Source organism: Acinetobacter sp. FB (assembly GCF_056033405.1).
The window spans coordinates 2,857,567-2,882,974 of the sequence record NZ_CM148502.1 but is presented as its reverse complement, the minus strand read 5'-3'; the positions used below and the strand labels follow the sequence as shown (position 1 = coordinate 2,882,974).

Below are 25,408 nucleotides of genomic sequence, written 5' to 3'. Positions count from 1 at the left end.
CTGTGATTTATCACAGTTTACTGCTCACCGACGAGGTGGTAGTTAATCATTAACAGATTAGAAAATTGAGTCTGAAATAAATTGTTCACTCATTTGTTCGAAAGAACAAAATGAGAACTAGCAAAAACACTGAATCAAGCGTTTTGGTATATGAATTTAGATTGAAGCTGTATGGTGATTAAGTTCACAGACAACGAATAGTAGCAATTAAGTTTGCAACGCTAACACTCACTTGTATGTGTTAACGACTGTTTGGGGTTGTATAGTCAAGTAATTAAGTGCATGTGGTGGATGCCTTGGCAGTCAGAGGCGATGAAAGACGTAATAGCCTGCGATAAGCTCCGGGGAGGCGGCAAATATCCTTTGATCCGGAGATTTCTGAATGGGGGAACCCACCCGCTATAAGGCGGGTATCATAAGCTGAATACATAGGCTTATGAAGCGAACGAGGGGAAGTGAAACATCTCAGTACCCTTAGGAAAAGAAATCAATTGAGATTCCCTTAGTAGCGGCGAGCGAACGGGGAGCAGCCCATTAAGTTGTGTGTGTTCTAGTGGAACGCTCTGGGAAGTGCGAACGTAGAGGGTGATATTCCCGTACACGAAAGGGCACACACAATGATGACGAGTAGGGCGAGGCACGTGAAACCTTGTCTGAATATGGGGGGACCATCCTCCAAGGCTAAATACTCCTGACTGACCGATAGTGAACCAGTACCGTGAGGGAAAGGCGAAAAGAACCCCTGTGAGGGGAGTGAAATAGATCCTGAAACCGCATGCATACAAGCAGTGGGAGCCGACTTGTTCGGTGACTGCGTACCTTTTGTATAATGGGTCAGCGACTTATATTCAGTAGCGAGGTTAACCGTATAGGGGAGCCGTAGAGAAATCGAGTCTTAATAGGGCGTTTAGTTGCTGGGTATAGACCCGAAACCAGGCGATCTATCCATGAGCAGGTTGAAGGTTGGGTAACACTAACTGGAGGACCGAACCCACTGTCGTTGAAAAGCCAGGGGATGACTTGTGGATAGGGGTGAAAGGCTAATCAAGCCTGGTGATAGCTGGTTCTCCCCGAAAGCTATTTAGGTAGCGCCTCGGACGAATACCATTGGGGGTAGAGCACTGTTTCGGCTAGGGGGTCATCCCGACTTACCAAACCGATGCAAACTCCGAATACCAATGAGTACTATCCGGGAGACAGACTGCGGGTGCTAACGTCCGTAGTCAAGAGGAAAACAATCCAGACCGCCAGCTAAGGCCCCAAAATCATAGTTAAGTGGGAAACGATGTGGGAAGGCATAGACAGCTAGGAGGTTGGCTTAGAAGCAGCCACCCTTTAAAGAAAGCGTAATAGCTCACTAGTCGAGTCGGCCTGCGCGGAAGATGTAACGGGGCTAAAACTATGTGCCGAAGCTGCGGATTTGACATTAGTCAAGTGGTAGGGGAGCGTTCTGTAAGCCGATGAAGGTGTATTGAGAAGTATGCTGGAGGTATCAGAAGTGCGAATGCTGACGTGAGTAACGACAAAACGGGTGAAAAACCCGTTCGCTGAAAGACCAAGGGTTCCAGTCCAACGTTAATCGGGGCTGGGTGAGTCGACCCCTAAGGCGAGGCCGAGAGGCGTAGTCGATGGGAAATTGGTTAATATTCCAATACTTCTGTGTAATGCGATGAGAGGACGGAGAAGGTTAAGTCAGCCTGGCGTTGGTTGTCCAGGTGGAAGGTTGTAGGCATGTATCTTAGGCAAATCCGGGGTACTCTATGCTGAGAACTGATAGCAAGCTGTACTTGTACAGTGAAGTGGCTGATACCATGCTTCCAGGAAAAGTCTCTAAGCTTCAGTTACACAGGAATCGTACCCGAAACCGACACAGGTGGTCAGGTCGAGTAGACCAAAGCGCTTGAGAGAACTCTGCTGAAGGAACTAGGCAAAATGGTACCGTAACTTCGGGAGAAGGTACGCTGCTGACGGTGATGGGACTTGCTCCCTGAGCTATTGGCAGCCACAGAAACCAGGCCGCTGCAACTGTTTATTAAAAACATAGCACTCTGCAAACACGAAAGTGGACGTATAGGGTGTGATGCCTGCCCGGTGCTGGAAGGTTAATTGATGGGGTTAGCGTAAGCGAAGCTCTTGATCGAAGCCCCAGTAAACGGCGGCCGTAACTATAACGGTCCTAAGGTAGCGAAATTCCTTGTCGGGTAAGTTCCGACCTGCACGAATGGCATAATGATGGCGGCGCTGTCTCCAGCAGAGGCTCAGTGAAATCGAAATCGCTGTGAAGATGCAGTGTACCCGCGGCTAGACGGAAAGACCCCGTGAACCTTTACTGCAGCTTGACATTGAACTTTGACCTTACTTGTGTAGGATAGGTGGGAGGCTTTGAAGTTGGAACGCTAGTTCCAATGGAGCCGTCCTTGAAATACCACCCTGGTAATGTTGAGGTTCTAACTCTGCCCCGTAATCCGGGGCGAGGACCATGTCTGGTGGGTAGTTTGACTGGGGCGGTCTCCTCCTAAAGAGTAACGGAGGAGTACGAAGGTGCGCTCAGCGTGGTCGGAAATCACGCGTAGAGTATAAAGGCAAAAGCGCGCTTAACTGCGAGACCCACAAGTCGAGCAGGTACGAAAGTAGGTCTTAGTGATCCGGTGGTTCTGTATGGAAGGGCCATCGCTCAACGGATAAAAGGTACTCTGGGGATAACAGGCTGATACCGCCCAAGAGTTCATATCGACGGCGGTGTTTGGCACCTCGATGTCGGCTCATCTCATCCTGGGGCTGAAGCAGGTCCCAAGGGTATGGCTGTTCGCCATTTAAAGAGGTACGCGAGCTGGGTTTAGAACGTCGTGAGACAGTTCGGTCCCTATCTACCGTGGGCGCTGGAAATTTGAGAGGATCTGCTCCTAGTACGAGAGGACCAGAGTGGACGAACCTCTGGTGTACCGGTTGTGACGCCAGTCGCATCGCCGGGTAGCTATGTTCGGAAGGGATAACCGCTGAAAGCATCTAAGCGGGAAGCCTACCTCAAGATAAGATTTCCCTAGGAATTTATTCCTCTAAAGAGCCGTTCGAGACTAGGACGTTGATAGGTTGGGTGTGGAAGCACGGTGACGTGTGAAGCTGACCAATACTAATTGCTCGTGAGGCTTGACTATACAACACCCAAACAGTTGTTGTATTCAAGATAAATTCAATACATAACTTGATTTAGTGTGAAAACTAGTTACAATACAGACCCAATAATCTAATCCGTTAATAACTCTTTCGGTAATAAGTGGCAAAAAACGTAAGACCACCGAAAGCCAAAACAGTTTGCTGGCGACAATAGCAAGAGTGAACCACCTGATCCCTTCCCGAACTCAGAAGTGAAACCTCTTAGCGCTGATGGTAGTGTGGCGTTTGCCATGTGAGAGTAAGTCATCGCCAGCTTTTAAATTCAAACACCCCCATTCGAAAGAGTGGGGGTGTTTTTTATTCGGGGGGAATAAATAAATTGGGGATTGATTTAAGAATAAATTTTAGTCTGATGAAAATAGAGTCATATCTCGAAATCAAAGATCTATTAGATTGAGAATCCCTAAGATTTCATTTACGTAAAGCATTGGAAAGATCCAATAAAACTTTTAATTAACTTTTATGCCAATTAGTTCTCTATATATATGGATAAAGAGACAGTTGCTGATTGATAAAAAATGTTATTTCTAGTAAATTTTTGTCCTAAAGCCATAATAGTAATTTAGGGCTAAATTATTACATAAGATGGACACTGCCATGACGTATTTAATTAATTTAAAAAAATTAGGGGTTAACTCTACACTTTTAGCTACTTCAGTTGCATTAGTTGCTTGTGGGGGTGGGGGTGGGGGGTATTATGGAAATAACAGTTCTAATAATACCAATGGTAGTGGTTCTGATTCAGGGAATAACTCTTCTACTGATAGTTCAAAAGTTGCTGAAAGTATTAAAGTATTAGACTTAAAAGATACTTCAAATAATGTAATTGTTAATGCTAATGATAATTCTACTGTTAAATTCTCAATACAAGTACTAAATAAAGATAGTGGTGGAATTGCTGATAAAGATGTGACTTTATCTATCACCGATAGTGAAAAATTAGGTGTAACCAGTAAAGTTTCATTAGTGAAAACAGTTGATGGCGGTATTGCCGAGTTTGAACTAAATGTACCATCTATATCTGCAGGAACGGGTAAAGTATTATTAACAGCAACTGTGAATGGCACATCAATTAAGCAGGTTTATACTCTAAACATTGCTAAAACCAGTACTGTTCAAAGTAACTTTAACTTAAATATTCAGCAAGGAGTTGTTCTTAATTTACCTAAAGGATCTGCAACGATTAATGCACAAGTGACAGATCAAAATGGTGGGGTTAAAGCTGGCCAAAATGTTAGTTTAGCTTTACCTGTTGAGATGCAAGGTAAGTTTTCTATTTCTTCTGGATCTTCTCTTACTACCAACAGCAATGGTATTGCTACATTTACAATTGTTGCAAATGCTGATTTAACGACTGAAGAAGTTCAAAAGTTTGTTGCGACTTCTCAAAGCTTAGATTTCAAATTGATAGATGAATATAAAGCTCAAAAAACTGTAAAAGCTGCGATTACTTTTAAAGATATTTCACAGATTGTGCAAAAGCTTGAAATTATTAAAGCCGATGCACCAATTACTGCACAAAATGGTATGACGATCGTTAAAGTGCGTGCAAAAAATAGTAGTGATATTGCTCTAGCTAATAAAAAAGTGAAGTTAATTTTCACAGATAAAAGTGATGCTTACGGTGTTAGTATTGATCAAACTGAAGTAATAACTGACTCTAATGGTTATGCAACCTTTACGTTAAAAGCTAATTCTAACTATCCAATCGCTTTGTCACAACAGGGTATTAACTTAAAAGCGGTATACTCTGATAATACAGAAGTTTTTGCTCAAGATACGATTAGTGTTATTACTGTTGATAGTAATGCAGCAGACCAGTTAGCGTTACAACGTTTAGAAGTTGCATCTTCTTATAAAATCAATGCAAAAAATGATCAGATAACGATTACTGTTAAAGGCATTAATAATAAAGGTGAGGCCGCTACAAAAGGAAAAGTTACATTAGCACTAAATAATATCGCTACATCTAATGGTGTAACTTTTGATGGAAGTGCTGAGCGAGATTTTAGTACAGCTGCAGGTGGTTATATTACATATACTTTACATACTAATGCGAATACTGCAGATGCTGTTGCTGTTTTAGTACAGGCGGGTATTACTGCTACATTTAAGACTGATAATAGCTTAACAAATGAAATAAAAATTGCTGTGACGGATGAAGCTAAATCTGAAGAGGCAGTAAGTTATTTATTAATTGATCCGATTAACACTGCTTTTGATTATACAAAAGACCAGACTATTACTGTAAAAGTTAAAGCAATTGGTGTTAAAGGAAGTGCTCTAAAAGGTGAAACAGTTTCTGTTTCATTACCAACAGCATTATCTACAACAGATTTACAAAATTTAGGCTTAAGCCTAACAGGTCCATCTTCTAAAAATACAGATGAAACCGGATACGCAACTTTTGTTTATGACTATAAGGCAAGTGGTTTAAGTCAACAAAAGCAACTAGTTTCAAACGGTATTCGTATTACGGCACAGGCTAGTTCGAATAGTGCACAACAAACAACAACAATTAATTTTAAAGCTCCTACAGATCAAACTGATTTAGATCTAGACTATTTAACTGTAGACATGCCTGGTAATTTAGTAATAACGCAAGGTGTTGAGCAAACAATACAAGTAGCAGTGAATGCAACGGGTACTGATGGTAAATTTTTAGTGGGTCAAAAAGTTGGTATTGGTTTAAATGAAGCTGCAATAACTAATGGAGTAAGTCTTGCTACTGCATCAGCAATTTCAACTGACGCTAACGGTAAAGCTATTTTTAGTCTTAAAATTAAGGCGAATAGTCCAACAGAACTTGCAAATTTAATTGCGAATGGAATAACAGTTGCTGTCAATAGTAAGCGTAAAGATGGTTCAGCCTATACGATAGCACGTAAAATTGATATTAGTCAGCCACCAGTAATTTTGCCAAATCTTGCAGGATTAGCCTTATCTTATGATGTCCAAACAGTATCTGTTTTGGGTGGAGAAGTACGAGTAAAAGTAACGGCTAAAGATAATGCAGGCAATATGATTGCGAATACTCCATTGACTATTGCTTTATCTAACTTGGTAAGTTCTAGAGTTTCTTTATCCAATGTTTCGCTGACAACAAATAGCAAAGGTGAAGCTGAGTTTACGGTTAAGGTATCTGAAGGTGTTTATGATGCTAGTCTAATCAAAAATGGAATTACATTCGCTGTTGTTGGAACGAATCTTAACAATGGTGATCGTATCCAGCAAACAGGTACTATTCAAGTTGCCATTCCTAAAGACTCAGTTAATTTACGTTTAACTTCTGATAAGAATGACCTGGAAATAGGTCAAACATATCAAGTTCAAGTTGCTGTAAAAGATGAGCTTGGTGCAAATACTGCTTATCCTGTTAATTTATCTTTAAATCAAGAAGCAATAAATGCAGGAATAAAGTTGAGCGCTGATTCCGTAATGACAACTGCAAATGGCACAGTCCCAATTTCAATGACTATTCCAAAAGATATGTCAGATTCCGTTAAGTCTGCTTTATTAACTTCTGGTATAAAAGTCTTTGGTACAATTAAAAATCCAAAAGGTGAAGAATTAAAAACAACCTTAAACTTCACTGTAGTTGCGCCTATCAATGTAAATCATTTAACAATTGATAGTAATAAAGTCTCATTAAGTACGGCAGGTGATACAGCATTAACTACCGTTAAGCTATTAGATGTTAATCAAGGCGGAGTGGCAAATCAGCCAGTAACTTTAACGATTGTTGATCCTAGAAATGTAACTTCAATCAAAGGTGCTTCACAAGTTGTTACTAATCAATATGGTGAGGCTGTTTTTACCCTAGATATGAAGGCTACTGTCGATACCAATACAGCACCTATTTTACTCATAGCATCGCACGTTAATGAACAAGGTGCTTTAGTACAACAAGTATCACAAATATCAGTAAATTCACCAACTGCGTTAGCGCCTCAGTTAGATTTGAAATTGAAAGCATCTAAAGATAAGTTGCATGTTCGTGGTGATGCTGTAGATATTTCTGTACTTGTTACTGATATTAATGGTTCGAGTCAATCCGGTAAGGCAGTAACTTTAACTATTCCAGAATACCAAAAAAATGGGGCATACATTCGTGGGGCATCAACAGTTGATAGTGATGCAAATGGTTGGGCTACATTCACAGTTGTTGTTGATGAAAACCTTCGTGGACAAGGTTATAGCGCAGCTCAATTTGTGATAGATGACCTTCGTGTAGAAGCACTAGTTAAAGATAATAATGGAACTGAACGACGTCAAAGCTATTTGGCGGATATAATTGCTGCTGATGTTCCTGCTAGTCAAGGTTCAATTACAGTGACTATGAATCCAACCAAAGTAGGTGTGGATGATCCAAATGGTGTCTATTATAACTGGAGTGCTTCTGCACAAGTTGTTGACTTAGATGGCCGCCCTGTTGCAAATCAAAATGTTACAATGGATGTGCGGGCTGTGGAGTTTAAACGAGGCGCTTGGACAGTAGTTGAGGATTCTGTAACAAAAGTGAAATCTTGGGTTCAATATTTACCACCAGCACCTCCATTAGTTGGACCATTATCATGTACTGTTCCTGCAAATGATGATCCAACAACTCCATACGATGATCGTAATGTGACTATTCATGGTTTGAACAAATTTGATCAGGTATTGAATACGTATCGAGATATCTTGACTCTGGATCGCAACGGTAATCAAGTATTAGAAACACTGAATGCTGTACGCTTTATTGGTGCAAGTGAAGCAAATCCTTATACAGCAACTTATACTACGGATAAAGAAGGTAAATTTGATTTCCAAATTCGTTATCCGAAAGCATATGCCTCATGGTTGTCTGTTCAGGTTGGAGCAACAACAACCTTATCAAGTACTCCAATACATGGTTATCGTACGGTTTCCTTGGCACCAGTTGCCGATGATTTTGATACGTCGAATTGGGCATATACACCATCATTAGATAATACTAGCCCGTATGGAACTTTACATACCTGTAAATAATTTCTAATTCAAATAAAACTGGAAGCTCAAGGGCTTCTAGTTTTATTTTGATGAATTGAATTAATCATCCAACAAGTCCATCTGCTTCGCTAATTGGTATAGGTTATTAGAGCGATTACCTGTACGACAAAACATTAAAATAGGTTTTGGCAATTCGTTATAGTGATTAGCAAATGTGCGAACATCTAACTCTGTGATCTGACCTGCAACAACTGGTTGGTAAACATAATCTAGGCCAGCATTACGAGCTGATTCTTCAATCTGTGCACTTGTAGGTTGTTCAGAACCACCTTCCATGTCTGGACGATTATTAATAATAGATTTGAAGCCTTTTTCGACAACTTGATCTATATGTTCAGGGCCGATTTGACCTGCAAAACCAACATTTTCTGACATCTTGTCACTCCAAAAATAAACAAAACATTTTATGCTCTATCATAGCATTAAGCTTGATCTTGAGTTTAAATGTCTGTAGCAAATAAATGATGATAAGTAATAAGATAAAGCATTGGAGCGCGCATGCACACCTACACAGTTGAGCCGTTGTATGTTCCTAGTGGCGAAGAAACCATAGCAGCAGATTTCTATCTACCAAAGACCAATATTAAACCTGCTGTAATTCTTATGGCTCATGGATTTGCTGGATTACGCCAATTTAAATTAGTTCAGTATGCACAACGTTTCGCTAAAGCTGGCTATGCTGTCATTTTATTTGATTATCGCTATTGGGGCGGAAGCACAGGAAAACCGCGTGAATTGGTTTCACTCAGTGCTCAACTAGATGATTGGAAAACAATTGTTCAATATGCTTCGAATTGTAAATTAATTGATAGTCGACGTATTATTTTATGGGGAACCTCACTAAGCGGTGGATATGCGCTTAGTTTAGCTACTGACCTTAAAAATATTCAGGCCGTGATGGTACAAGTGCCTTATGTTGATGGTGCTGAAACAGCAAAATTATACCCATTACAGCGTTATCCAGAGGCTTTAAAGCGCTCTAGTCAGGATTACATGGGGTCTAAGATGGGCTTAGTACCTAAAACTCTGCCAGTTGTAGATCAGCATAAGCTATGCTTTTTACCGACCTCCGATAGTTATTATGGTTATCATTCGATTGTAAATCCTGACTATTATTGGAGTGGTGAAGTTCCTGCGCGTGTATTTTTTAATTTAATGCGCTATCGTCCGATTCAATTTGTACGCAAAATTAATATCCCTGTTTTGTTTATTGCTGCGAAACATGATTCTTTGATTCCAATTGAATCTAGTCGTGAAGCTGCTACAAATATTGCACCATTTGTAAGCTATCATGAGTGGGAAATGAAACATTTCGATGTTTATCATGGTTCTTGGTTTGAAAAAGCAGTCACAACCCAATTAGAATTTTTACATCAACATATCGGAGTGATGTAAATGATCATTGTCTGTGCATCCTGTGGTGCAAAAAATCGTGTACCTGAAGAAAAATTAGCAGTACATCCAAACTGTGGGCAATGCCATCAACCATTATTAAGGTTAGCGCCAATTGAATTAAATGAACAAAATTTTAGCCATTTCATTAGTAATACAGATTTACCTGTACTCATCGATCTTTGGGCAGAATGGTGTAATCCTTGTAAAATGATGGCACCTCATTTTGCTGAGGTTGCCAAACATAATCCTCACGTCGTGTTTGCTAAAATTGACACTGAAGCAAACCCACGTTTAAGTGCGGCATTTAATGTCCGCAGTATTCCGACTTTGGTCTTAATGAATAAGACGACTGAATTGGCCAGAATAAGTGGTGCATTACGTACACCAGAGCTACAGCAATGGTTAAATCAGCAATTACAGCAACATCAAGGACATTAACATGACTGAACGTTCAAATCATCCAGAAGGAGTTTTATCCTTGCAGAATATTGCTATGCCAGCAGATACAAACTGGAGTGGTGATGTATTTGGAGGATGGATTGTTTCACAGATGGATCTCGCAGGAGCGATTCATGTTGAGCGTTTGAGTAAGGGACGATGTGCAACAATTGCGATTAATGAAATGACTTTCCTTGTGCCTGTTAAGGTTGGAAATGTGATTAGTTGCTATACTAAAATTTTGAAAGTCGGCAATACTTCCGTACAGGTGCAAATCGAGGTATGGAATAGTCACGACAATTCACGGGATCCGATTCGAATCACTCAAGGTGTTTTTACATTTGTTGCTGTTGATGTGAATGGTAATAAACGACAAATCTCAGAACAAATTAAGCAAGATTTTTTAGCAAGCTGATAAAACAATAAAGCCCAAATTTAATTGGGCTTTATTTTAAATCTAAGACTATTTTTTACGTTTTGGTAGCCAAGCCCAAAGCATCTGACATTGGATTGGTTCGTTACCAGAATCGTCAATTACGGTCACAGGAATCAATAACTCGCCTTTGTCATGTTCAGCAATAAACTTTTTTTGGTCTGCTGACAAGCTTGCTGTAGCAGTTAAACCGCCTTGCGCAACTTTTAAATAATCGACATGTAATGATTTAATTAACAAGATACGATCATCTGGGATATGTAAGCCCGTTAAAAAGCCCGTTGCAGTTTCTGCTAATAAAGCCATTGCTGCTGCGTGAACCCCTTTAATATGATTTTGCATATTACGTTGGTTTTCAATGCGCACAGTGACATGGTCTTTATCAACTTCTAAATAACGAATATTTGCTGTTCCAACCATAGGAACAACACGACCAAAAGCTTTACTCCATAGCGTACTACGAATACTTTTTGGAAATTTAGAAGTGGTTTTAACCAGCGTATAAAGACGGTTATCTTTTGCCATAGTGAACCTAATGTTTAGTCTTTGAAATTATTAAATTGAAGTGGTAGACCAAATTGTTGTTCACGTAAAAAGTTCATGACTTGTTGCAATGTATCGCGCTTTTTATCTGTGACACGGATTTTGTCTCCTTGGATAGAAGATTGCGCTTTGATACCACTTTCTTTAATGGCTTTATTAATTTTTTTTGCGGTATCTGAGTCAAGTCCATCTTTCAGCTTGATCACTTGAACCACATTTTTACCAGAAGCAGTGGCTTTTTGTGGATCTAAAGCTTGTACATCAATCTTACGTTTATAGAAGTGATTTTCAAGCATGGTATAGACTTGTTCGCATTGGAAGTCACTTTCAGTTGAGATTTTGATTTCTTTATTTTTTTCATTTAACTCAATTGAAACGTCTTGTCCACGGAAGTCAAAACGTGTTGCAATCTCTTTTTCTGTATTTTGTACAGCATGATTGACTTCAAATAACTCTAATTCAGAAACAATATCAAAAGAAGGCATGGTTAGACCTTTACAAAGGGAAAGAATATTTGAGATGCTAAGGGTGTTTTCTTCATTTGCCAAGTGTTGTTTATATCAAAGGAGTGCACAATGATCCGTAAACAAGAAATTACAACATTTGAGTTCCCAGAAGGCGCAGTCATTTGGGATGTCCGAGATGCCAAAGCTTATGCAGAGGCACACGTCAAAGGGGCGTTAAATCGTCCAATTGCTGAAATTAATGCGGATAGTTTGACTCAAGTTGCAGCGGATCAGCCGATTTATATTTTATGTGGTGGCGGTAGTAAAGCACCACGCGCAGCAGAGCTTTTAGACGGTTTAGATGATTCTCGTGAATATGTTGTATTGATGGGCGGTACACGTGCAGCACGTGATGCTGGCTTAGCTTTAGAACAAGGCGCATAGATCAGTTAAATTTGCCAAAATACTTGGGTATTTTGGCAAATTTCAAGAATGAACAACTAAAATAATAATTTACCCAGAATAATAAGGTTTTTTAGCTTTTAATTTCTTTTGAAATCTTTGAGGATTTAATTTATCCAATAAACTTTGAGGAACTGGGCAAAGTTCACCTAAAATTAGTGCTGCTAAGATTTCACTACATAATGGCGCAAATAAGAAACCTTTCGATCCTAAACCAGCAAAAGTATAGATTTGATCAAGATTTTGTATTTTCCCAACTAAGGGGAAATAATCTAAACTTTGTGCGCGAACGGATGCTCTTCCTTGCCAAGTCTCCAGCTTTGGAAGTTGTTCTGCATATTGAGGGAAGACACTGTGGATAAGTTCGTAGTTATGAACATGATCTTCAGTTAGCACTTCTGCATCATCCCGATTGGGATAAAAAGATGCACCAAGAATTAACTGTGAGGCATCCAGTTGCATGCAATAGCCGCCATAACTATAAGCTTGATTCAGTGCTAAAGGTCGTTGGATATTCTCAACCCAGCTGACTTGTCCCCGAATTGGCTTTAAGACAGGATAATTTTCAAATAACTCAGCACTTTGTTTGGCACAACAGACAATCGCATGATCCGTTATGGCAATTTTTTGTTGGTCTTGCCAGAGTGTAACTTGGCTATCAGTCGACTCTAATCGAGAAATTTTTGCTTTTTCTATTCGAATATTAGGATGTTGTAAAATCTCATCACGTAATTGATGGGGTGAAACTGCACCCGCTTCATGTAAGGTCAGACTTGGAAGCTCTGTCTCAGGAAGGCATTCAAGCGTTGTATTTGCAGTTAAAACGTTTTCAGGATATTGCTCAACCAGTCCTAGCAGTTCATCTGCATTTTTTAATGCAATCTGCTGTACTTGAATCGGTCTAAATGCCTTAAAACGAGGATAAAAATTTAACGCATGTTGCCAACTCGAGGTCATCAAGTGTTCATGCGCCTGTTCAATTGGGCATAGCTTTGGATTGAGCAACGCCAGTGGATTGCCAGATGCACCTGAAAGCGGCTCATTTTGCTCGTAGATCGTAACTTGATGTCCTCGTTGAGCAAATGCCCATGCTGAGCTTAAACCTGCGATTCCTGCGCCAATAATCGCAATATGTCGCTGTACAGATGCTGAGCTCGTTATTTCAGATTCATTTTGAATCATCATGTCTTGCTTCGAATCGGCGGTGTCAGTTTCTTCTTGTGAAGCATTTAGCCAAATAGCTTTGAGCATTTCTCGTTTATGACCAAAACCTCGTGGACGGCTGATTTGGAGGCCGTGTTGTTTAAGCCCACGTTTTAATATGCCTGCGACACTAAAGGATGCGAAAGTTGTTCCAAAATCAGATAAACGCACCATGTGATCTAAGACATTTGCTTGCCACATATCTGGATTACAAGACGGGGCAAAACCGTCCAAAAACCATGCATTAACTGCTTGAGTTTTGGGAATAGTTGGAAAAATATCCTGAGCATCCCCTAGCCATAAATCAATGCTAAAACGTTCTTCAGGAAAACTTAAACGATGACAACCTGCAATTGGCAAGGGATATTGCTGAATCAATTTTTCTGCTAAAGGTTTGAGCTCTGTCCAAACATTGAGTGCACGGATCAAATCTGCTTTATTTAATGGAAATTTTTCAACGCTGACAACATGTAAATGGCTGTGATTATCTAAGCGAACTTGTTGCCAGAGTTGCCACAGGGTCAAAATATTGAGTCCTGTACCAAAACCAGTTTCACCTACACAGAAATATTGATAATCATGTAGTTGAGAGAGGCGTTCGGTTAAATCATTGCCATTTAAAAATACATGTCGGGTTTCAAGTAAACCATTGTCTTTAGAAAAGTAAACATCACCGAATTGCTTAGAAATAGGAATTTCGATGCCATCGACTATTTCCCAATCTAATTCAGCAGTTTGTAATTTTGATGAGTGAGACATAAATAAAAATTATATTTTTACCACTGGCGACGACGTTTGGTGTAGACATAGCTCGCAATAAAGAAACCTAGAATGACACCAACTGCAATGGTCATAGCACCATACAAGAACATTTGAGCACTGCGTTCACTTTGTAAAACTTGAATCTGAACAGTAAGATTGTCATTTTTGAGTTGTAATTCTTGATTTTGCGAAAGTGCTTCAAGATTGGCATTTTCAAGTTGTTTTAAGCGATTGGCTTGATCTTGAACCAATGCTTTGACTTTTGCTTCTTGTTGCTGTTTAGCCTTTGCAATTTGTTCAGCAGTTAAGGGCTTAGCAGTTGCCGTAGCAACAGGGGGGTAAGCTGTTGTTGAGTTTGGTTTAGCTTGAACAGTTGTTGTCGGTGTGACAGCTGGTGTTGGTTCAACAGCCCAGACTGATGAACTCATTAAGCATAAGGCGAAAAAGCTTTTGGCTGCAAAGTGCATGATTTACCCTTTTGGAAAAGCTTTGTTGAAAGGTTTTACGTCAATATTTGAGTAAATTCCTTCTTTTAAAAAAGGCTCTTCCTGAATCCAGCTATCTAGCGCTTCACGCGTGTCAAATTCAACAATAATCGTACTGCCTAAAAAACCTGCTTGTGGATTATTTGGATCTTTAGGATGAGCGCCAGCAGCAATTAAACGTCCTTCATCATCTAGCTTTTGCAATCGTTCAATATGTTGTGGACGAGTTGCTAAACGTTTTTCTAAGGTACCTTCATGATCAGTACAGGTTAGGACAAAATAAGGCATGGCAGTCGCTCAATGATTCAAAATTCAGTCGGTGGTTTTAAAATGCTTTCTTAAGAAAAATAGTATAGCAGCAAGGTAACTGATAGAAACGATAATATCGCCGAAAGCTGTGAATTCGCCCCAATATTTACCTTGCATATAGACGAACCCAAAGAAGAAATGTAAAGCGGCAAGCAAAAAGAATTGCCCACACCACGCTAAGTTCAATCTCATCCAGCCTTGATGACTTAACTCGAGTAATGAACCAAGAAGCTTTTTAATAATTGGGGTACGTTCTTTATTGAATAATGGGGTAACTAAAAAACCTATTCCAATACCGATATTGATGATGATTGCTTTCATTTTAATGTAGGTCACATCACTGAATACGAGTGTGATTCCACCAAAAATCACCGACATGACAACAATAAACCATTGCATTTTTTCCAGTTTAAATTTCTGGAAAAAGAACAAACAACCGTAAACAACAAGCGTTGAAATTAAAAGCGCACAGGTTGCAACAAGAATATGATTTTGATCGGTATTTCCTGCACTACCAACCAACTGTAATAAAGGGTGATGACTATCTTTGGGATCAGTGGTTTTATAAAAATAAAAGAAGATAATAATCGGCAGATAGTCGAGCAACGCTTTCATGTTACAGTACGATGATGAAATAGGTCAGATAGCATAATACAAACCATGTTCGGTGTCGATTTACATACACATACCCAAATTTCAGATGGTACGTACTCTCCAGAACAACTGGTAGAGGCGGCTGTTGACTTAAAAATAAAGATGCTTGCCGTGACAGATCATGACACGATGGATGCTTTAAGGCGTGCCAAAAAACATGCTCAAGACTATGATATTAAAATCATTTCTGGCGTAGAGATATCCAGCCAATGGTCAAGGCCAAATATTAAAAAGAGTTATGGTGTTCATATTGTTGCTTTGAATATGCAAGATGAGACGCCTATAAAAGCAATGCTTGAAAATCAGAAAAAAGTTCGTGCTGAACGTGCGAAAGTAATTTGTAGCTTATTAGAGAAATGTATTGATTTTGATATTTACCCAGATGTGATTGCCAAGGTTGATGGACATCCAGATCGAGTAACCCGTACTCATATTGCCAAAACATTAGTAGAGAAAAATATTGTCAGTCGCCCACAACAAGCATTTGACCGTTTTCTTAAAGAAGGAAAAAAGGCATTTGTGAAATTTGAAGGTTTGGGGTTGAAAGAAACGATTGATGTGATCCATGCCAGCCAAGGCTTCGCAGTTTTAGCCCATCCAACCAGATATGATTTATCAGCGACCAATATTCGTTATTTAATTGAATTATTTGCTGAATCGGGCGGAGATGCTGTTGAACTTCCTCCGAGTGTAGAACCTGCATCAACACGTCAAATGGTGGATCGAATGATTCAGCAGTTTGATTTGGCTGTTTCAATCGGTAGTGATTTTCATGGTGAAAATATGCCGTGGATTAAACTGGGTAATACACCTAAAGTGAAAGAAGGGCAGATAGGGATTTGGGAAAGTTTTAGATAAACCTGCACATGAAAAAAATAGAATTATATTTAATCATCATCTTTTTGATCATTATTTTATGGGGCGTACAATGGATGTTTCACGGTTTTGTAATCTAATGACTTATTAAATTTAAAAATCAATCTTTGCTGCTGCCAGTATTTGATAAATCATCAAATACTGAGTTTGATTACAAGTGAATGAAACGTCATCGGTTTATCTAAATTTATAATAAATTATGATCATGTGCTTGAATCGGTGGAGGCGTTGGGCGACCTAATGTTCCCAGTAACTCAATTTCAATTGAACGCACCATCGCATCTAAAGGTAAGTCATTGCTTTGTGTTCCAAATGGTTCTTCAATTTCGGTACTTAAAGCATCTAACCCCAAAAATGTATAAGCCAAAATTCCGACTAAAAGTGGGGTCACTAGACCTAATAAAGATCCTAAACTAAACGGCAGCATAAAACAGAAAAAATATACGGTGCGATTCAGTAAAACAGAGTAGGCAAATGGAATCGGGGTATTCGCAATACGATCACAACCCGTTTGCATTTCACTTAAGGCCGCGACATGGCGATTCATTTGAGTATAAATAATATCTGATATTTCACCTTCTTTCATGGCTTGTAATAGTTCCCATTGAATTAGGCTAAGTGTGTATTGTGGTGCATTATGTTGTTGATAGAGTTGGGTTAGTGCTTGCTGGCTTAGGCCACTGGTTTCCGTAAGTTCAGTGGGATTTGCTGTTTGGTGGCGTAAGCGGTCGCGTAACACATTCGCAAATACAATTACATTTTGAATAATACGTTCACGGCGAGCCTGAGTTAATACACGACAGTCACGGTCAAAATGACGAGAAGTTGCAATTAAAACACCCCACAGTTTACGTGCTTCCCACCAGCGATCATAACAAGCTGTATTCTTAAAACCCAAAAAAATCGAAAGGACAACCCCAATCAGTGTAAAACCTACCAAAGGAATTTCTGGAAATCGATACAGATCTACATACTCAACACCACCAATAATGGCAGAGATAAGCATGACAAATCCTAGAGAGGGTAAAATTTTAGGTAAAATCGTCCCGCGCCATGAGAATAAAACTTTAAAAATACTCGGTTGATCACGGACAATCATGTTATTTGAATCATTAATTTTATGTGTTGATGTTCGGGTTAGATTTATGCTTTGTCAAGCTCAGATTGCTTGATTTGAATAGGGCTGAGTAGTTGTTGTTCAGAAAATGAAAAATGAGCATCAGGCGCAATAATGAAATGATCAATCAGTTTAATTTCAACGAGTTTACAGGCTTGTTCGAGTTGCTGAGTCAGATAAATATCTTCTGGTGAAGGTTGAGCAATACCATAAGGATGATTATGTGCAACCACGATTTGGCAAGCCTGTTGTTGTAAAGCATAACGTAAGGTTTGATTCAGTGAAACGCTGCATGAATGATGTGAACCAAAAAAGAGTTTTTTAAAATGTAGTTTTCTCAGCTCAGCATCTAAACACAATACAGCAAATACCTCTTGTTTTTCACCTTGCAGTTCGTAGCGTAAATAATCGAGTACTAAGCTTGATGTGTCTAAACATAAACGTTGTTGATGAAAATAATTATGCAGGTAACGTCTTCCTAACTCTTTGACGGCCATCAATTGGGCATATTTGGTGGATGCAATTCCATTAAATTGAGATAAGTCCTCAAGTGAAGCATCAAAAATTGGATTTAAGCCGCCAAAATGTTGAATCAGAATCCGAGATAGTTCAACAGCAGAATGTTGCTTTGAGCCTGAACGTAGAAAAATTGCTAAAAGTTCTGCATCAGATAAGCTTTGCGCACCTTGTAGTAATAAGCGTTCACGTGGGCGTTCTTGTTCAGGCCAAGTTTTTATAGATTGATTCATTTTTATTCACGTAATTTTTTTATGATGATGATTTTTCCAAGTACATCACTTGGGTATGACCGTATTTAATGCTATTGTGAGCGCCACTGCAACAGTAAGGTATCCTGTTTGTGAGCTTTGATCTAAGTGTTATTCCACATAAAAACATTATATTAGCGGTTACTGGTGGTATTGCTGCCTATAAAAGTGCGATTTTAGTACGCCGTTTAAAAGATTTTGGTTTCGATGTTCGTGTCGTAATGACGCACGGTGCACAAGCATTTATTACACCGCTCACTTTCCAAGCTTTGTCAGGTAATCCTGTACATACCGAATTATTGGATCCTGAAGCGGAAGCAGGCATGGGGCATATCGAATTGGCGCGTTGGGCCGATCTCGTTTTGGTTGCACCTGCAAGTTGTGACAGCATTGCAAAATTTGCCAATGGTTTAGCAGATGATTTACTGAGCACCTTATATTTAGCAACGAAAGCCCCTGTTTGGGTTGCTCCTGCTATGAATCAACAAATGTGGGCAGCGAAAGCGACTCAGCGTAATTTGCAAACTTTGGTTGAAGATGGTGTACATGTCATTATGCCTGATGCAGGCGAGCAAGCATGTGGTGATGTCGGCTTAGGACGTATGCCTGAACCTGAAGATTTGGCGCGTCAAGTTGCTGCATATTTTCATAAAGCTCAGCGTGCGATTGCTGAAAAATTTGGTTTGTTGGCTGGTAAACGTGTCACTATTACAGCTGGTCCGACACGAGAAGCAATTGATCCAGTTCGTTATATTTCCAATCACAGTACTGGTAAAATGGGTTTTTCACTAGCAGCCGCTTGTTACGCAGCTGGTGCAAAAGTCACTTTAGTTGCAGGTCCAGTAAGTTTAGATACACCAAATGGTGTACAACGAATTAATGTAAGTTCAGCCATGCAAATGCTTGATGTCAGTATGAATCAGCTTAAAGAAGGTTGTGATATTTTTATTGCGACGGCGGCAGTTGCTGATTATCGCGTGGCTCAAGTTGCAGAACATAAAATTAAAAAAGCAGGTGATGAACTTGCAGTGGCTTTAGTGAAGAACCCAGATATCGTGGCGACGATTGCAGAGCAACAACAACGTCCATTTATGGTTGGTTTTGCAGCTGAAACCCAAAATGTTGAGCAATATGCAGCAGGAAAATTGGTTGCTAAAAAGCTCGATATGATTGCGTGTAATGATGTATCACGCCCTGATATTGGTTTTGCCTCAGACGAAAATGCAATGACGGTTTTCTTTGCTCAGTCTTACCATATGCAAAAACGCGAATTAGAGAAAGCATCAAAACAAGAGATTTCACAACAATTGGTGGAGTCAATTGCGGATGCATTACGGCGCCGTTTATAGAATGGATCAAGGGAGTGTTTTACACTCCCTTCTTTTTAAGTTTCAAAATAATCAACCAGCATAAACTGCCTAAAATGGCACTGAATACACAGCCATAAAAAATAATTGAATAAGGAATTAAGCCTAATAATGGATTTTGCAATATCCACGGATAAAACAAATAAACATCATGATGCATAAAGGCATCTAAGAGAATATGACTAAAACTACCGATATAGGCACTGATTGCAGCAGTTTTCCATGAGATACTCCATTTTCTATGACTTATAATTGATAAACTCCATTTACTGATGGGTTTACCAATCAGGAGAGCAATACTACCTATGAGAGTCGCACCCATTAAATTATGTGTATATAGGTGTAAATATTGCCAGCCATAGATCAAACCCAATAAAGGTTCGATATCCATTAGAAACTGTGTACCTGCAAAAATCATCATGCTAAATTGTTGTTGACCAATTGCTTTACAACAACAGCCAATTCCTAAGTGTAAAGGTGTGATCGGCATTTTATTCTCTCTTATTATGGTTCTTTATCTGGATCTGCCATCATAAAGCGGGCTGTAACGTTATGAATAACACCTTCTATAGAACAGATCATGGCGTGTGTGATTAAAATGTCTACATCCTATAACTGCACACATATCCTTTTATTAAAATGCAACGAAATCGTTGCATTTTTTATGTATGCTAAAACAGCGCAGCAATATATGCAGCCAAATCAGAGTTAAATAAGTTTTGCTTCTGATCAGCCATCTACAGCCACAGTTTTCGATAGGATATCTTGATGATTAAAAAAACTTTAGCCACCGTGATTATGTTTTCTTCTCTTGCCCTTAGCAGCACCGTTATGGCTGCGGGTTTATCTGATGATATGAAAGCTTTAGGTAAAAATTATAAAGCGTTTAACCAAGCTGAAAATCCACAAGCAGCGACAACTGCTTTAAATAATATGCGTAATGCCGCAACGCATTCAAAACAATATAAATTAGCTGCAAACACAACGGATAAAGTACCGACCTCAACAGCTTTATTTGATCAAATTATTGTTGAGATTGATAAGGCTAAAGTACTTGTTCAAGCGGGTAAATTAGATGAAGCAAAAAAACAAGGCAAAAAAATTGCCGAGTTACGTGATCAGGGACATAAATACTATACACACTAATCTCATCGAGATGATTGATGAGTCATCCCTTGTAATCAGCTAAAGTATTTTATGTTCTATCTTTTAAAAGCTGTGCTTGAATGAGCGCAGTTTTTTTATTTGTACAGAGAGAAGCATAAACAAAAACCTAAACTTAGCATGATTCAGATTTTCACTGCATTTTAAAATTGATACAGTGAAAATGTGAATGATGAGAGGTGGTCTATGTCCTCACAACAACATTATCAAAAAGTTGCTCAAGCAATTGCTTATATTCAACAAAATTTTCAGCAGCAGCCACAACTTGAAGAGGTGGCAGCTCATATTCATTTGAGTCCAGCACATTTTCAGCGTTTGTTTACAGAATGGGTGGGGACGAGCCCTAAGAAATTTTTGCAATTTACCAGTATTGAATATGCAAAACAGATTCTGAAGCAGCAACAGGGCAGTATCTTTGATGCGACTTTTGCCACAGGGTTATCGAGTACCAGTCGATTACATGATCTTTTTCTTCAGATTGAAGGAATGACACCTGCTGAATATAAAAATGGTGGTGAAGCTTTAACAATTTCTTATCAATTTGCAGAAACATTATTCGGTGAGGTTTTAGTTGCTTCAACATCCAAGGGGATTTGTGCTTTAACATTTGTGAAAAATCCAACAGAAGCTTTACAGCATTTAAAAGCACAATTTCCTAAAGCAATGTTTATTGCTCAATCAGATTCACTTCAACAAAGTGCTTTAGCCCTGTTTCAGACAGATCACAGTCAATTGGCCAAGATTAAATTACATTTAAAAGGGACAGCGTTTCAGTTGAAGGTTTGGCAATCTTTACTCAAAATTCCAATGGGTCAACTCACGACTTATGGAGAGCTTGCAAAATCGATTGATCATCCTAAAGCCGCACGTGCGGTGGGTACCGCAATTGGTAATAATCCGATTGCTTTTCTGATTCCATGCCATCGTGTGATTCAATCGACAGGTGCATTCGGTGGATATGAATGGGGACAATTGAGAAAAACGGCAATCATTGCTTGGGAGGGCGTACATATCCATGCAACTATTTGATATTGATGCTGATCCAAATCATAACTATTTACCTTATCAAGGCACTGTTCAATATTATGGAAAAGTGATTCCAAATTTGAGAGCAGACGATTATTTTGACAAGCTCATGCAAAATATTGCATGGGAAAACGATCAAGCAATCATTTTTGGGCGAAAAATCATCACCAAAAGAAAAGTGGCTTGGTATGGTGATCAGGCATTTGAATATACCTATTCAAATATCAATAAATATGCATTGCCTTGGACAAAAGAATTACTCGAATTAAAGGTACTTGTCGAAAGCTTATCAGGTGAATTATTCAACTCATGTCTGCTCAATCTTTATCACACAGGTGAAGAAGGCATGGCTTGGCATAGTGATGATGAAACAGATCTTAAAAGAGATGGTGCAATAGCTTCACTCAGTTTTGGTGCAGAAAGAAAATTTGCATTTAAACATAAACATAGCAAGGAAAAAATCGAGTTGTACTTAGAGCATGGCAGTTTGTTGGTCATGAAAGATACGACTCAAAGCTACTGGCTACATCGTTTACCACCAACCAAGAAAGTGACTACACCTAGAGTTAATTTGACCTTTAGAACAATTGTTGATTGATTATTTGACAATAAAAAAGGACTGAAAATCAGTCCTTTTTTAATACAATCATCAGCGTAATTATGCTTGACCCTGTGCATCAGCATCCGCTTGTAAACGTTGCATGTTTGCTTCGAACTCAGCATCAAAGTTAATTGGAGTAAGTAACAATTGTGGGAAGCTACCCTTAGTGACTAAGTCATTTACAGACTCACGTAAGAATGGGAATAGAATATTTGGGCAGTATGCACCTAAGATGTAAGGAAGGCGATCTTCTTCTACACCATCAATAAGGAAAATACCTGATTGAGTTACATCAACGATGAACGCAGTTTCATTTTCATTATTTGCTTGAACCACAACTTTTAAAGACACTTCGTAGTGTGTTGGATCAATTTTTTCTGCTGAAGAAGATAAATTGATATTGAGTTCTGGCTGCCATTGTTTAGTAAATACTTGCGCACCAGGAACCTCAAAAGAAATGTCTTTTGTATAAATACGTTCTAACGCGAGTTGTGGTTGAACTTGTTCTTCGCTCATTGTTTTTCCTTAAATCTTGGAGTGTTGTTAAGCTAATAATTGGTCGAGTTTACCTTCACGCTCTAAAGCATAAAGTTGATCAAAACCACCGATAAATTGATCTTTAATAAAAATTTGAGGCACAGTACGATGATTGGTACGTTGCATTAACTCAATACGAACTTCAGGGGCTTCGTTGGAAAGATTAATTTCTTTATAAGCAACGCCTTTACGCTCCAATAATTGTTTTGCGCGTACGCAATATGGACAAGAAAGCGTTGAATAAATTGTGACGTTTGAGGTTGTCATTTCATCTCTCCTTAAGCTTTGGTTTTACTTTTCACTAAAGGTAAGCCTTGAGCTTTCCAGTTGCTGATACCACCATCTAAACGATAGCTATCCGTATGAGCAACTTTTTGCAATGCAGAGCCTGCAACTTGCCCTAAGTTACAAATAAATACCAATGGACGATCACTTGCTTTTAACTCATCAATGTGACTAGTGATTTGGCTATATGGAATATTTTGACTACCACTGATATGGCCATCACGGAAATCTTTCGCATCACGTAAGTCGATCAACATGGCATTTTTTGCCTTGACCAAAATACCAAGTGATTGTGGTGAAATTTTACGGCCATTACGTTGTCCTTCTAAAATAAAGAACAACACAATTAACACGCCGAGCGCACCAAACAAGAAGGGGTGATTCCCCATAAACTCTAACCAGCGTTCCACAAGTCACCTAAAGTTAAAATCAAAATTGACCCTGAGTATAACTTATCTCTATGGTGATCAAAAATGTTAGTTCAAGGGCAAAACTTGAAGAAAACTAACTTTTTTGCTGCGCTTCTTGAATCTCGTCAATGAGGCGTAGGTAACTGTCTAAACGACGTGGCAAAATTTCGCCAGCATCAACCGCTTGTTTTAGGGCACAATTTTTCTCATGGGTATGGGTGCAGTTACGGAACTGACACAGCCCTAAATGTGCTTCGATGTCTGGAAAACCTGTACGTACCTTTTCTAAACTAAGATGCCATAGCCCAAATTCGCGAATTCCAGGAGAATCAATGAGCGCACCGTTTGTTCCAAATTTAATCAAACGAGTTGAGGTAGTGGTGTGCTGACCAAGTGCTGAATTTTCGGAAATCACATTGGTTTTCTGTGCAGCATCTGGAACGATGGTGTTGATGAGCGAGCTTTTACCGACACCAGACTGCCCGACGAACGCTACCGTCTCATTATCCAAACGTGTAGATAACTCAGATAGATCACCACGAGAATGACAAATCAGAGTTTCATAACCCAAAGTTTCATACTCACTGAGCATTGTGAGAATAGGATCATTGTCAGTCAGTAAATCTGATTTGTTGAGTACCAATAAGGCAGGAATGTTGGCATCGGCACAGGCCACTAGATAACGGTCAATCAATGTTGGAGCGGGTTCTGGTAACGGTGCAAATACAATCACAATCAGACTAATATTTGCCGCAACAGGTTTAACTTTATGATAACGATCTGGTCGAGTGAGCAATGATTGTCTTGGATAAATCGCAGTAATAATACCCAAGCCCGTATTTGGATCTGCTTGCCACTTGACTCGATCACCTGTAACCAATAGTTCTAAATTAGTACGAGTATGACAGCGCCAGATACTATCTAACTCGATTGGTTTCCAGAATGGCTCTGGTTCGCCTTCGGCAATTTGTGGTTTTTCAGGATGTTGTTCTGGAACCGATAAGGCTTGCACTTCGAGTTGACGACCATAATGCTGAACAACCAGTCCATCTAAATCTTGCGATGTATCAATGTCGTCTTGACGTGATTTGTGTTGTTTCTCAATACGACGCTGTTGTTGTTCAGTTAAACGACGCTTACGAATTAAAGCCATTCATGTCCCAAAAAATCCACACTTTGAAGACCGCAAAAATAGCATGAAGCCACTATAGAATTACAGCCAAGATGTAATTAATTTGCTACTATTGATGTTTTTAAGCCCTTTAGAATCGCCATCTATGAGCAGCACCCCAGATACACGATTAATTTGGATTGACCTTGAAATGACAGGTCTTGATACGGATAACGACAAGATTATTGAAATCGCAACAATTATTACAGATGACAACCTTAATATTTTAGCTGAAGGGCCTGTTCTAGCTGTCCATCAATCAGATCTCATTTTGAATGCAATGGATGAGTGGAATACCAAGCAACATGGTCAATCTGGTTTAATCGAACGTGTACGTCGTAGCAAGTTGAATGCACAAGATGTAGAGCAGCAAACACTTGAGTTCTTAAAGAAATGGGTCAATCCAAAATCTTCACCGATGTGTGGTAATTCGATTTGCCAAGATCGCCGTTTCTTGCATCGTTTAATGCCAGAGTTAGAACAATTCTTCCATTACCGTAATTTAGACGTGTCTTCTGTGAAAGAGTTAGCGAAACGCTGGAGACCTGAAATCATGAGTGGTTTAAAGAAAAATGCCTCACATTTGGCGATGGACGATATTCGTGATTCGATTGCTGAATTAAAATATTACCGTGAATACTTTTTTATTATGAATCATTAAAAGTCATTGATTCTCAAAAGTAGTTAGCTGTGATATTGGCTAATAAAATGGTAACCCCAAAATAATGAGCATTAAGCTGATTGTTTTTGGG

Annotated in this window: 25 protein-coding genes and 2 rRNA genes; 13 read left to right on the top strand and 14 right to left on the bottom strand. The window is 39.2% G+C overall.

The genetic code is table 11. The features are described from left to right. Positions 1–264 precede the first annotated feature (264 nt). The 3 genes from AC0JIQ_RS13720 (at position 265) to AC0JIQ_RS13710 (ending at position 8,184) form a co-directional block, all read left to right on the top strand. Positions 265–3,155 (top strand): 23S ribosomal RNA (locus AC0JIQ_RS13720). Between the two features lie 159 nt (positions 3,156–3,314). Continuing rightward, positions 3,315–3,429 (top strand): 5S ribosomal RNA (gene rrf, locus AC0JIQ_RS13715). 342 nt (positions 3,430–3,771) lie between these two features. Further along, on the top strand, positions 3,772–8,184 hold the full coding sequence (locus AC0JIQ_RS13710) for a hypothetical protein (protein WP_474201969.1): 4,413 nt from the start codon (positions 3,772–3,774) through the stop codon (positions 8,182–8,184). 60 nt (positions 8,185–8,244) lie between these two features. Here the strand turns inward: AC0JIQ_RS13710 and AC0JIQ_RS13705 are convergent, their stop codons facing one another. Continuing rightward, positions 8,245–8,580 carry a protein tyrosine phosphatase family protein gene (locus tag AC0JIQ_RS13705; protein WP_474201968.1) on the bottom strand — a complete coding sequence of 112 codons (336 nt, stop codon included), beginning with the start codon at positions 8,578–8,580 and terminating at the stop codon, positions 8,245–8,247. 123 nt (positions 8,581–8,703) lie between these two features. On the opposite strand from AC0JIQ_RS13705, the gene AC0JIQ_RS13700 reads away from it, so the two are divergent. Genes AC0JIQ_RS13700 through AC0JIQ_RS13690 form a run of 3 tightly spaced genes read left to right on the top strand, consistent with a single transcriptional unit; the run spans position 8,704 to position 10,453 of the window. Beyond that, positions 8,704–9,600: an alpha/beta hydrolase gene (locus AC0JIQ_RS13700; protein ID WP_346511835.1), complete on the top strand. Its 897-nt coding sequence runs from the start codon at positions 8,704–8,706 to the stop codon at positions 9,598–9,600. Further along, positions 9,601–10,038, top strand: coding sequence for a thioredoxin TrxC (trxC, locus tag AC0JIQ_RS13695; protein ID WP_474201967.1), 438 nt, complete (start codon positions 9,601–9,603; stop codon positions 10,036–10,038). Position 10,039: 1 nt separating this feature from the next. Continuing rightward, positions 10,040–10,453, top strand: a complete 414-nt coding sequence (locus tag AC0JIQ_RS13690; RefSeq protein ID WP_005214645.1) for an acyl-CoA thioesterase — start codon at positions 10,040–10,042, stop codon at positions 10,451–10,453. Between the two features lie 48 nt (positions 10,454–10,501). Here AC0JIQ_RS13690 and AC0JIQ_RS13685 read toward each other — a convergent pair whose 3' ends face one another. Then, positions 10,502–10,996: a DUF4442 domain-containing protein gene (locus AC0JIQ_RS13685; protein ID WP_004664935.1), complete on the bottom strand. Its 495-nt coding sequence runs from the start codon at positions 10,994–10,996 to the stop codon at positions 10,502–10,504. 14 nt (positions 10,997–11,010) lie between these two features. Beyond that, the gene (locus tag AC0JIQ_RS13680) at positions 11,011–11,499 is read right to left on the bottom strand and encodes a YajQ family cyclic di-GMP-binding protein (protein ID WP_004655922.1); all 489 of its coding nucleotides are present in this window, start codon (positions 11,497–11,499) and stop codon (positions 11,011–11,013) included. Positions 11,500–11,589: 90 nt separating this feature from the next. Between AC0JIQ_RS13680 and AC0JIQ_RS13675 the strand changes: the two genes are divergently transcribed. Beyond that, positions 11,590–11,904, top strand: coding sequence for a rhodanese-like domain-containing protein (locus AC0JIQ_RS13675; RefSeq protein WP_004664933.1), 315 nt, complete (start codon positions 11,590–11,592; stop codon positions 11,902–11,904). Between the two features lie 69 nt (positions 11,905–11,973). On the opposite strand, the gene mnmC is transcribed toward AC0JIQ_RS13675, so the two are convergent. The 4 genes from mnmC to AC0JIQ_RS13655 are packed head-to-tail and all read right to left on the bottom strand — an operon-like array spanning position 11,974 to position 15,296. Further along, on the bottom strand, positions 11,974–13,884 hold the full coding sequence (mnmC, locus tag AC0JIQ_RS13670; RefSeq protein ID WP_474201966.1) for a bifunctional tRNA (5-methylaminomethyl-2-thiouridine)(34)-methyltransferase MnmC2/FAD-dependent 5-carboxymethylaminomethyl-2-thiouridine(34) oxidoreductase MnmC1: 1,911 nt from the start codon (positions 13,882–13,884) through the stop codon (positions 11,974–11,976). Between the two features lie 17 nt (positions 13,885–13,901). Beyond that, entirely contained in the window at positions 13,902–14,354 is a 453-nt protein-coding gene (locus tag AC0JIQ_RS13665) for an SH3 domain-containing protein (protein ID WP_474201965.1), read from the bottom strand. A gap of 3 nt (positions 14,355–14,357) precedes the next feature. Then, positions 14,358–14,660, bottom strand: coding sequence for a YciI family protein (locus tag AC0JIQ_RS13660; RefSeq protein ID WP_046737900.1), 303 nt, complete (start codon positions 14,658–14,660; stop codon positions 14,358–14,360). 24 nt (positions 14,661–14,684) lie between these two features. Further along, positions 14,685–15,296: a septation protein IspZ gene (locus AC0JIQ_RS13655; RefSeq protein WP_004664925.1), complete on the bottom strand. Its 612-nt coding sequence runs from the start codon at positions 15,294–15,296 to the stop codon at positions 14,685–14,687. A 45-nt stretch (positions 15,297–15,341) separates the two neighbouring features. Here AC0JIQ_RS13655 and AC0JIQ_RS13650 point away from each other — a divergent pair, with 45 nt between their 5' ends. Continuing rightward, positions 15,342–16,193 carry a PHP domain-containing protein gene (locus AC0JIQ_RS13650; RefSeq protein WP_474201964.1) on the top strand — a complete coding sequence of 284 codons (852 nt, stop codon included), beginning with the start codon at positions 15,342–15,344 and terminating at the stop codon, positions 16,191–16,193. A gap of 205 nt (positions 16,194–16,398) precedes the next feature. On the opposite strand, the gene AC0JIQ_RS13645 is transcribed toward AC0JIQ_RS13650, so the two are convergent. Together AC0JIQ_RS13645 and radC are read right to left on the bottom strand one after the other, a co-directional pair. Continuing rightward, positions 16,399–17,310 carry a bestrophin family protein gene (locus AC0JIQ_RS13645; protein WP_004664130.1) on the bottom strand — a complete coding sequence of 304 codons (912 nt, stop codon included), beginning with the start codon at positions 17,308–17,310 and terminating at the stop codon, positions 16,399–16,401. Between the two features lie 44 nt (positions 17,311–17,354). Beyond that, complete coding sequence (gene radC / locus AC0JIQ_RS13640) at positions 17,355–18,077, bottom strand: RadC family protein (protein WP_474201963.1); 723 nt, start codon at positions 18,075–18,077, stop codon at positions 17,355–17,357. 110 nt (positions 18,078–18,187) lie between these two features. On the opposite strand from radC, the gene coaBC reads away from it, so the two are divergent. After that, positions 18,188–19,444, top strand: a complete 1,257-nt coding sequence (gene coaBC / locus AC0JIQ_RS13635) for a bifunctional phosphopantothenoylcysteine decarboxylase/phosphopantothenate--cysteine ligase CoaBC (RefSeq protein ID WP_004664133.1) — start codon at positions 18,188–18,190, stop codon at positions 19,442–19,444. A 19-nt stretch (positions 19,445–19,463) separates the two neighbouring features. Here coaBC and AC0JIQ_RS13630 read toward each other — a convergent pair whose 3' ends face one another. Then, positions 19,464–19,952: a phospholipase C/P1 nuclease family protein gene (locus tag AC0JIQ_RS13630; protein ID WP_346511842.1), complete on the bottom strand. Its 489-nt coding sequence runs from the start codon at positions 19,950–19,952 to the stop codon at positions 19,464–19,466. 278 nt (positions 19,953–20,230) lie between these two features. On the opposite strand from AC0JIQ_RS13630, the gene AC0JIQ_RS13625 reads away from it, so the two are divergent. From AC0JIQ_RS13625 to AC0JIQ_RS13615, 3 genes are all read left to right on the top strand, one after another. Beyond that, positions 20,231–20,608, top strand: a complete 378-nt coding sequence (locus AC0JIQ_RS13625; protein WP_004664136.1) for a cytochrome b562 — start codon at positions 20,231–20,233, stop codon at positions 20,606–20,608. Between the two features lie 204 nt (positions 20,609–20,812). Continuing rightward, positions 20,813–21,655, top strand: coding sequence for a bifunctional transcriptional activator/DNA repair enzyme AdaA (locus AC0JIQ_RS13620; protein WP_474201962.1), 843 nt, complete (start codon positions 20,813–20,815; stop codon positions 21,653–21,655). Further along, the gene (locus tag AC0JIQ_RS13615) at positions 21,642–22,250 is read left to right on the top strand and encodes an alpha-ketoglutarate-dependent dioxygenase AlkB family protein (RefSeq protein ID WP_474201961.1); all 609 of its coding nucleotides are present in this window, start codon (positions 21,642–21,644) and stop codon (positions 22,248–22,250) included. Before AC0JIQ_RS13620 ends, AC0JIQ_RS13615 begins: the two co-directional genes overlap by 14 nt. Positions 22,251–22,310: 60 nt before the next feature. Here AC0JIQ_RS13615 and secB read toward each other — a convergent pair whose 3' ends face one another. The 4 genes from secB to rsgA form a co-directional block, all read right to left on the bottom strand. After that, a complete protein-coding gene (gene secB / locus AC0JIQ_RS13610) occupies positions 22,311–22,769 on the bottom strand; it encodes a protein-export chaperone SecB (RefSeq protein WP_004664141.1) in 459 nt (152 codons plus the stop codon). A 27-nt stretch (positions 22,770–22,796) separates the two neighbouring features. Then, complete coding sequence (grxC, locus tag AC0JIQ_RS13605) at positions 22,797–23,057, bottom strand: glutaredoxin 3 (protein ID WP_004664142.1); 261 nt, start codon at positions 23,055–23,057, stop codon at positions 22,797–22,799. Positions 23,058–23,068: 11 nt separating this feature from the next. Continuing rightward, the gene (locus AC0JIQ_RS13600; RefSeq protein WP_004664144.1) at positions 23,069–23,485 is read right to left on the bottom strand and encodes a rhodanese-like domain-containing protein; all 417 of its coding nucleotides are present in this window, start codon (positions 23,483–23,485) and stop codon (positions 23,069–23,071) included. Between the two features lie 94 nt (positions 23,486–23,579). Beyond that, positions 23,580–24,638 carry a ribosome small subunit-dependent GTPase A gene (gene rsgA / locus AC0JIQ_RS13595; RefSeq protein WP_004664146.1) on the bottom strand — a complete coding sequence of 353 codons (1,059 nt, stop codon included), beginning with the start codon at positions 24,636–24,638 and terminating at the stop codon, positions 23,580–23,582. 124 nt (positions 24,639–24,762) lie between these two features. Between rsgA and orn the strand changes: the two genes are divergently transcribed. Further along, positions 24,763–25,317, top strand: a complete 555-nt coding sequence (gene orn / locus AC0JIQ_RS13590) for an oligoribonuclease (RefSeq protein ID WP_034601948.1) — start codon at positions 24,763–24,765, stop codon at positions 25,315–25,317. Positions 25,318–25,408: the final 91 nt, after the last annotated feature.

Coding starts and splice junctions, on each gene's coding strand:
- grxC (WP_004664142.1), bottom strand. CDS start 23,057: ATGACAACCTCAAACGTCACAATTTATTCAACGCTTTCTTGTCCATAT.
- orn (WP_034601948.1), top strand. CDS start 24,763: ATGAGCAGCACCCCAGATACACGATTAATTTGGATTGACCTTGAAATG.
- AC0JIQ_RS13665 (WP_474201965.1), bottom strand. CDS start 14,354: ATGCACTTTGCAGCCAAAAGCTTTTTCGCCTTATGCTTAATGAGTTCA.
- AC0JIQ_RS13630 (WP_346511842.1), bottom strand. CDS start 19,952: ATGCCGATCACACCTTTACACTTAGGAATTGGCTGTTGTTGTAAAGCA.
- AC0JIQ_RS13680 (WP_004655922.1), bottom strand. CDS start 11,499: ATGCCTTCTTTTGATATTGTTTCTGAATTAGAGTTATTTGAAGTCAAT.
- AC0JIQ_RS13620 (WP_474201962.1), top strand. CDS start 20,813: ATGTCCTCACAACAACATTATCAAAAAGTTGCTCAAGCAATTGCTTAT.
- AC0JIQ_RS13660 (WP_046737900.1), bottom strand. CDS start 14,660: ATGCCTTATTTTGTCCTAACCTGTACTGATCATGAAGGTACCTTAGAA.
- radC (WP_474201963.1), bottom strand. CDS start 18,077: ATGAATCAATCTATAAAAACTTGGCCTGAACAAGAACGCCCACGTGAA.
- AC0JIQ_RS13705 (WP_474201968.1), bottom strand. CDS start 8,580: ATGTCAGAAAATGTTGGTTTTGCAGGTCAAATCGGCCCTGAACATATA.
- AC0JIQ_RS13690 (WP_005214645.1), top strand. CDS start 10,040: ATGACTGAACGTTCAAATCATCCAGAAGGAGTTTTATCCTTGCAGAAT.
- mnmC (WP_474201966.1), bottom strand. CDS start 13,884: ATGTCTCACTCATCAAAATTACAAACTGCTGAATTAGATTGGGAAATA.
- rsgA (WP_004664146.1), bottom strand. CDS start 24,638: ATGGCTTTAATTCGTAAGCGTCGTTTAACTGAACAACAACAGCGTCGT.
- AC0JIQ_RS13655 (WP_004664925.1), bottom strand. CDS start 15,296: ATGAAAGCGTTGCTCGACTATCTGCCGATTATTATCTTCTTTTATTTT.
- AC0JIQ_RS13645 (WP_004664130.1), bottom strand. CDS start 17,310: ATGATTGTCCGTGATCAACCGAGTATTTTTAAAGTTTTATTCTCATGG.
- AC0JIQ_RS13650 (WP_474201964.1), top strand. CDS start 15,342: ATGTTCGGTGTCGATTTACATACACATACCCAAATTTCAGATGGTACG.
- AC0JIQ_RS13685 (WP_004664935.1), bottom strand. CDS start 10,996: ATGGCAAAAGATAACCGTCTTTATACGCTGGTTAAAACCACTTCTAAA.
- AC0JIQ_RS13625 (WP_004664136.1), top strand. CDS start 20,231: ATGATTAAAAAAACTTTAGCCACCGTGATTATGTTTTCTTCTCTTGCC.
- trxC (WP_474201967.1), top strand. CDS start 9,601: ATGATCATTGTCTGTGCATCCTGTGGTGCAAAAAATCGTGTACCTGAA.
- AC0JIQ_RS13710 (WP_474201969.1), top strand. CDS start 3,772: ATGACGTATTTAATTAATTTAAAAAAATTAGGGGTTAACTCTACACTT.
- AC0JIQ_RS13700 (WP_346511835.1), top strand. CDS start 8,704: ATGCACACCTACACAGTTGAGCCGTTGTATGTTCCTAGTGGCGAAGAA.
- secB (WP_004664141.1), bottom strand. CDS start 22,769: ATGAGCGAAGAACAAGTTCAACCACAACTCGCGTTAGAACGTATTTAT.
- AC0JIQ_RS13615 (WP_474201961.1), top strand. CDS start 21,642: ATGCAACTATTTGATATTGATGCTGATCCAAATCATAACTATTTACCT.
- AC0JIQ_RS13675 (WP_004664933.1), top strand. CDS start 11,590: ATGATCCGTAAACAAGAAATTACAACATTTGAGTTCCCAGAAGGCGCA.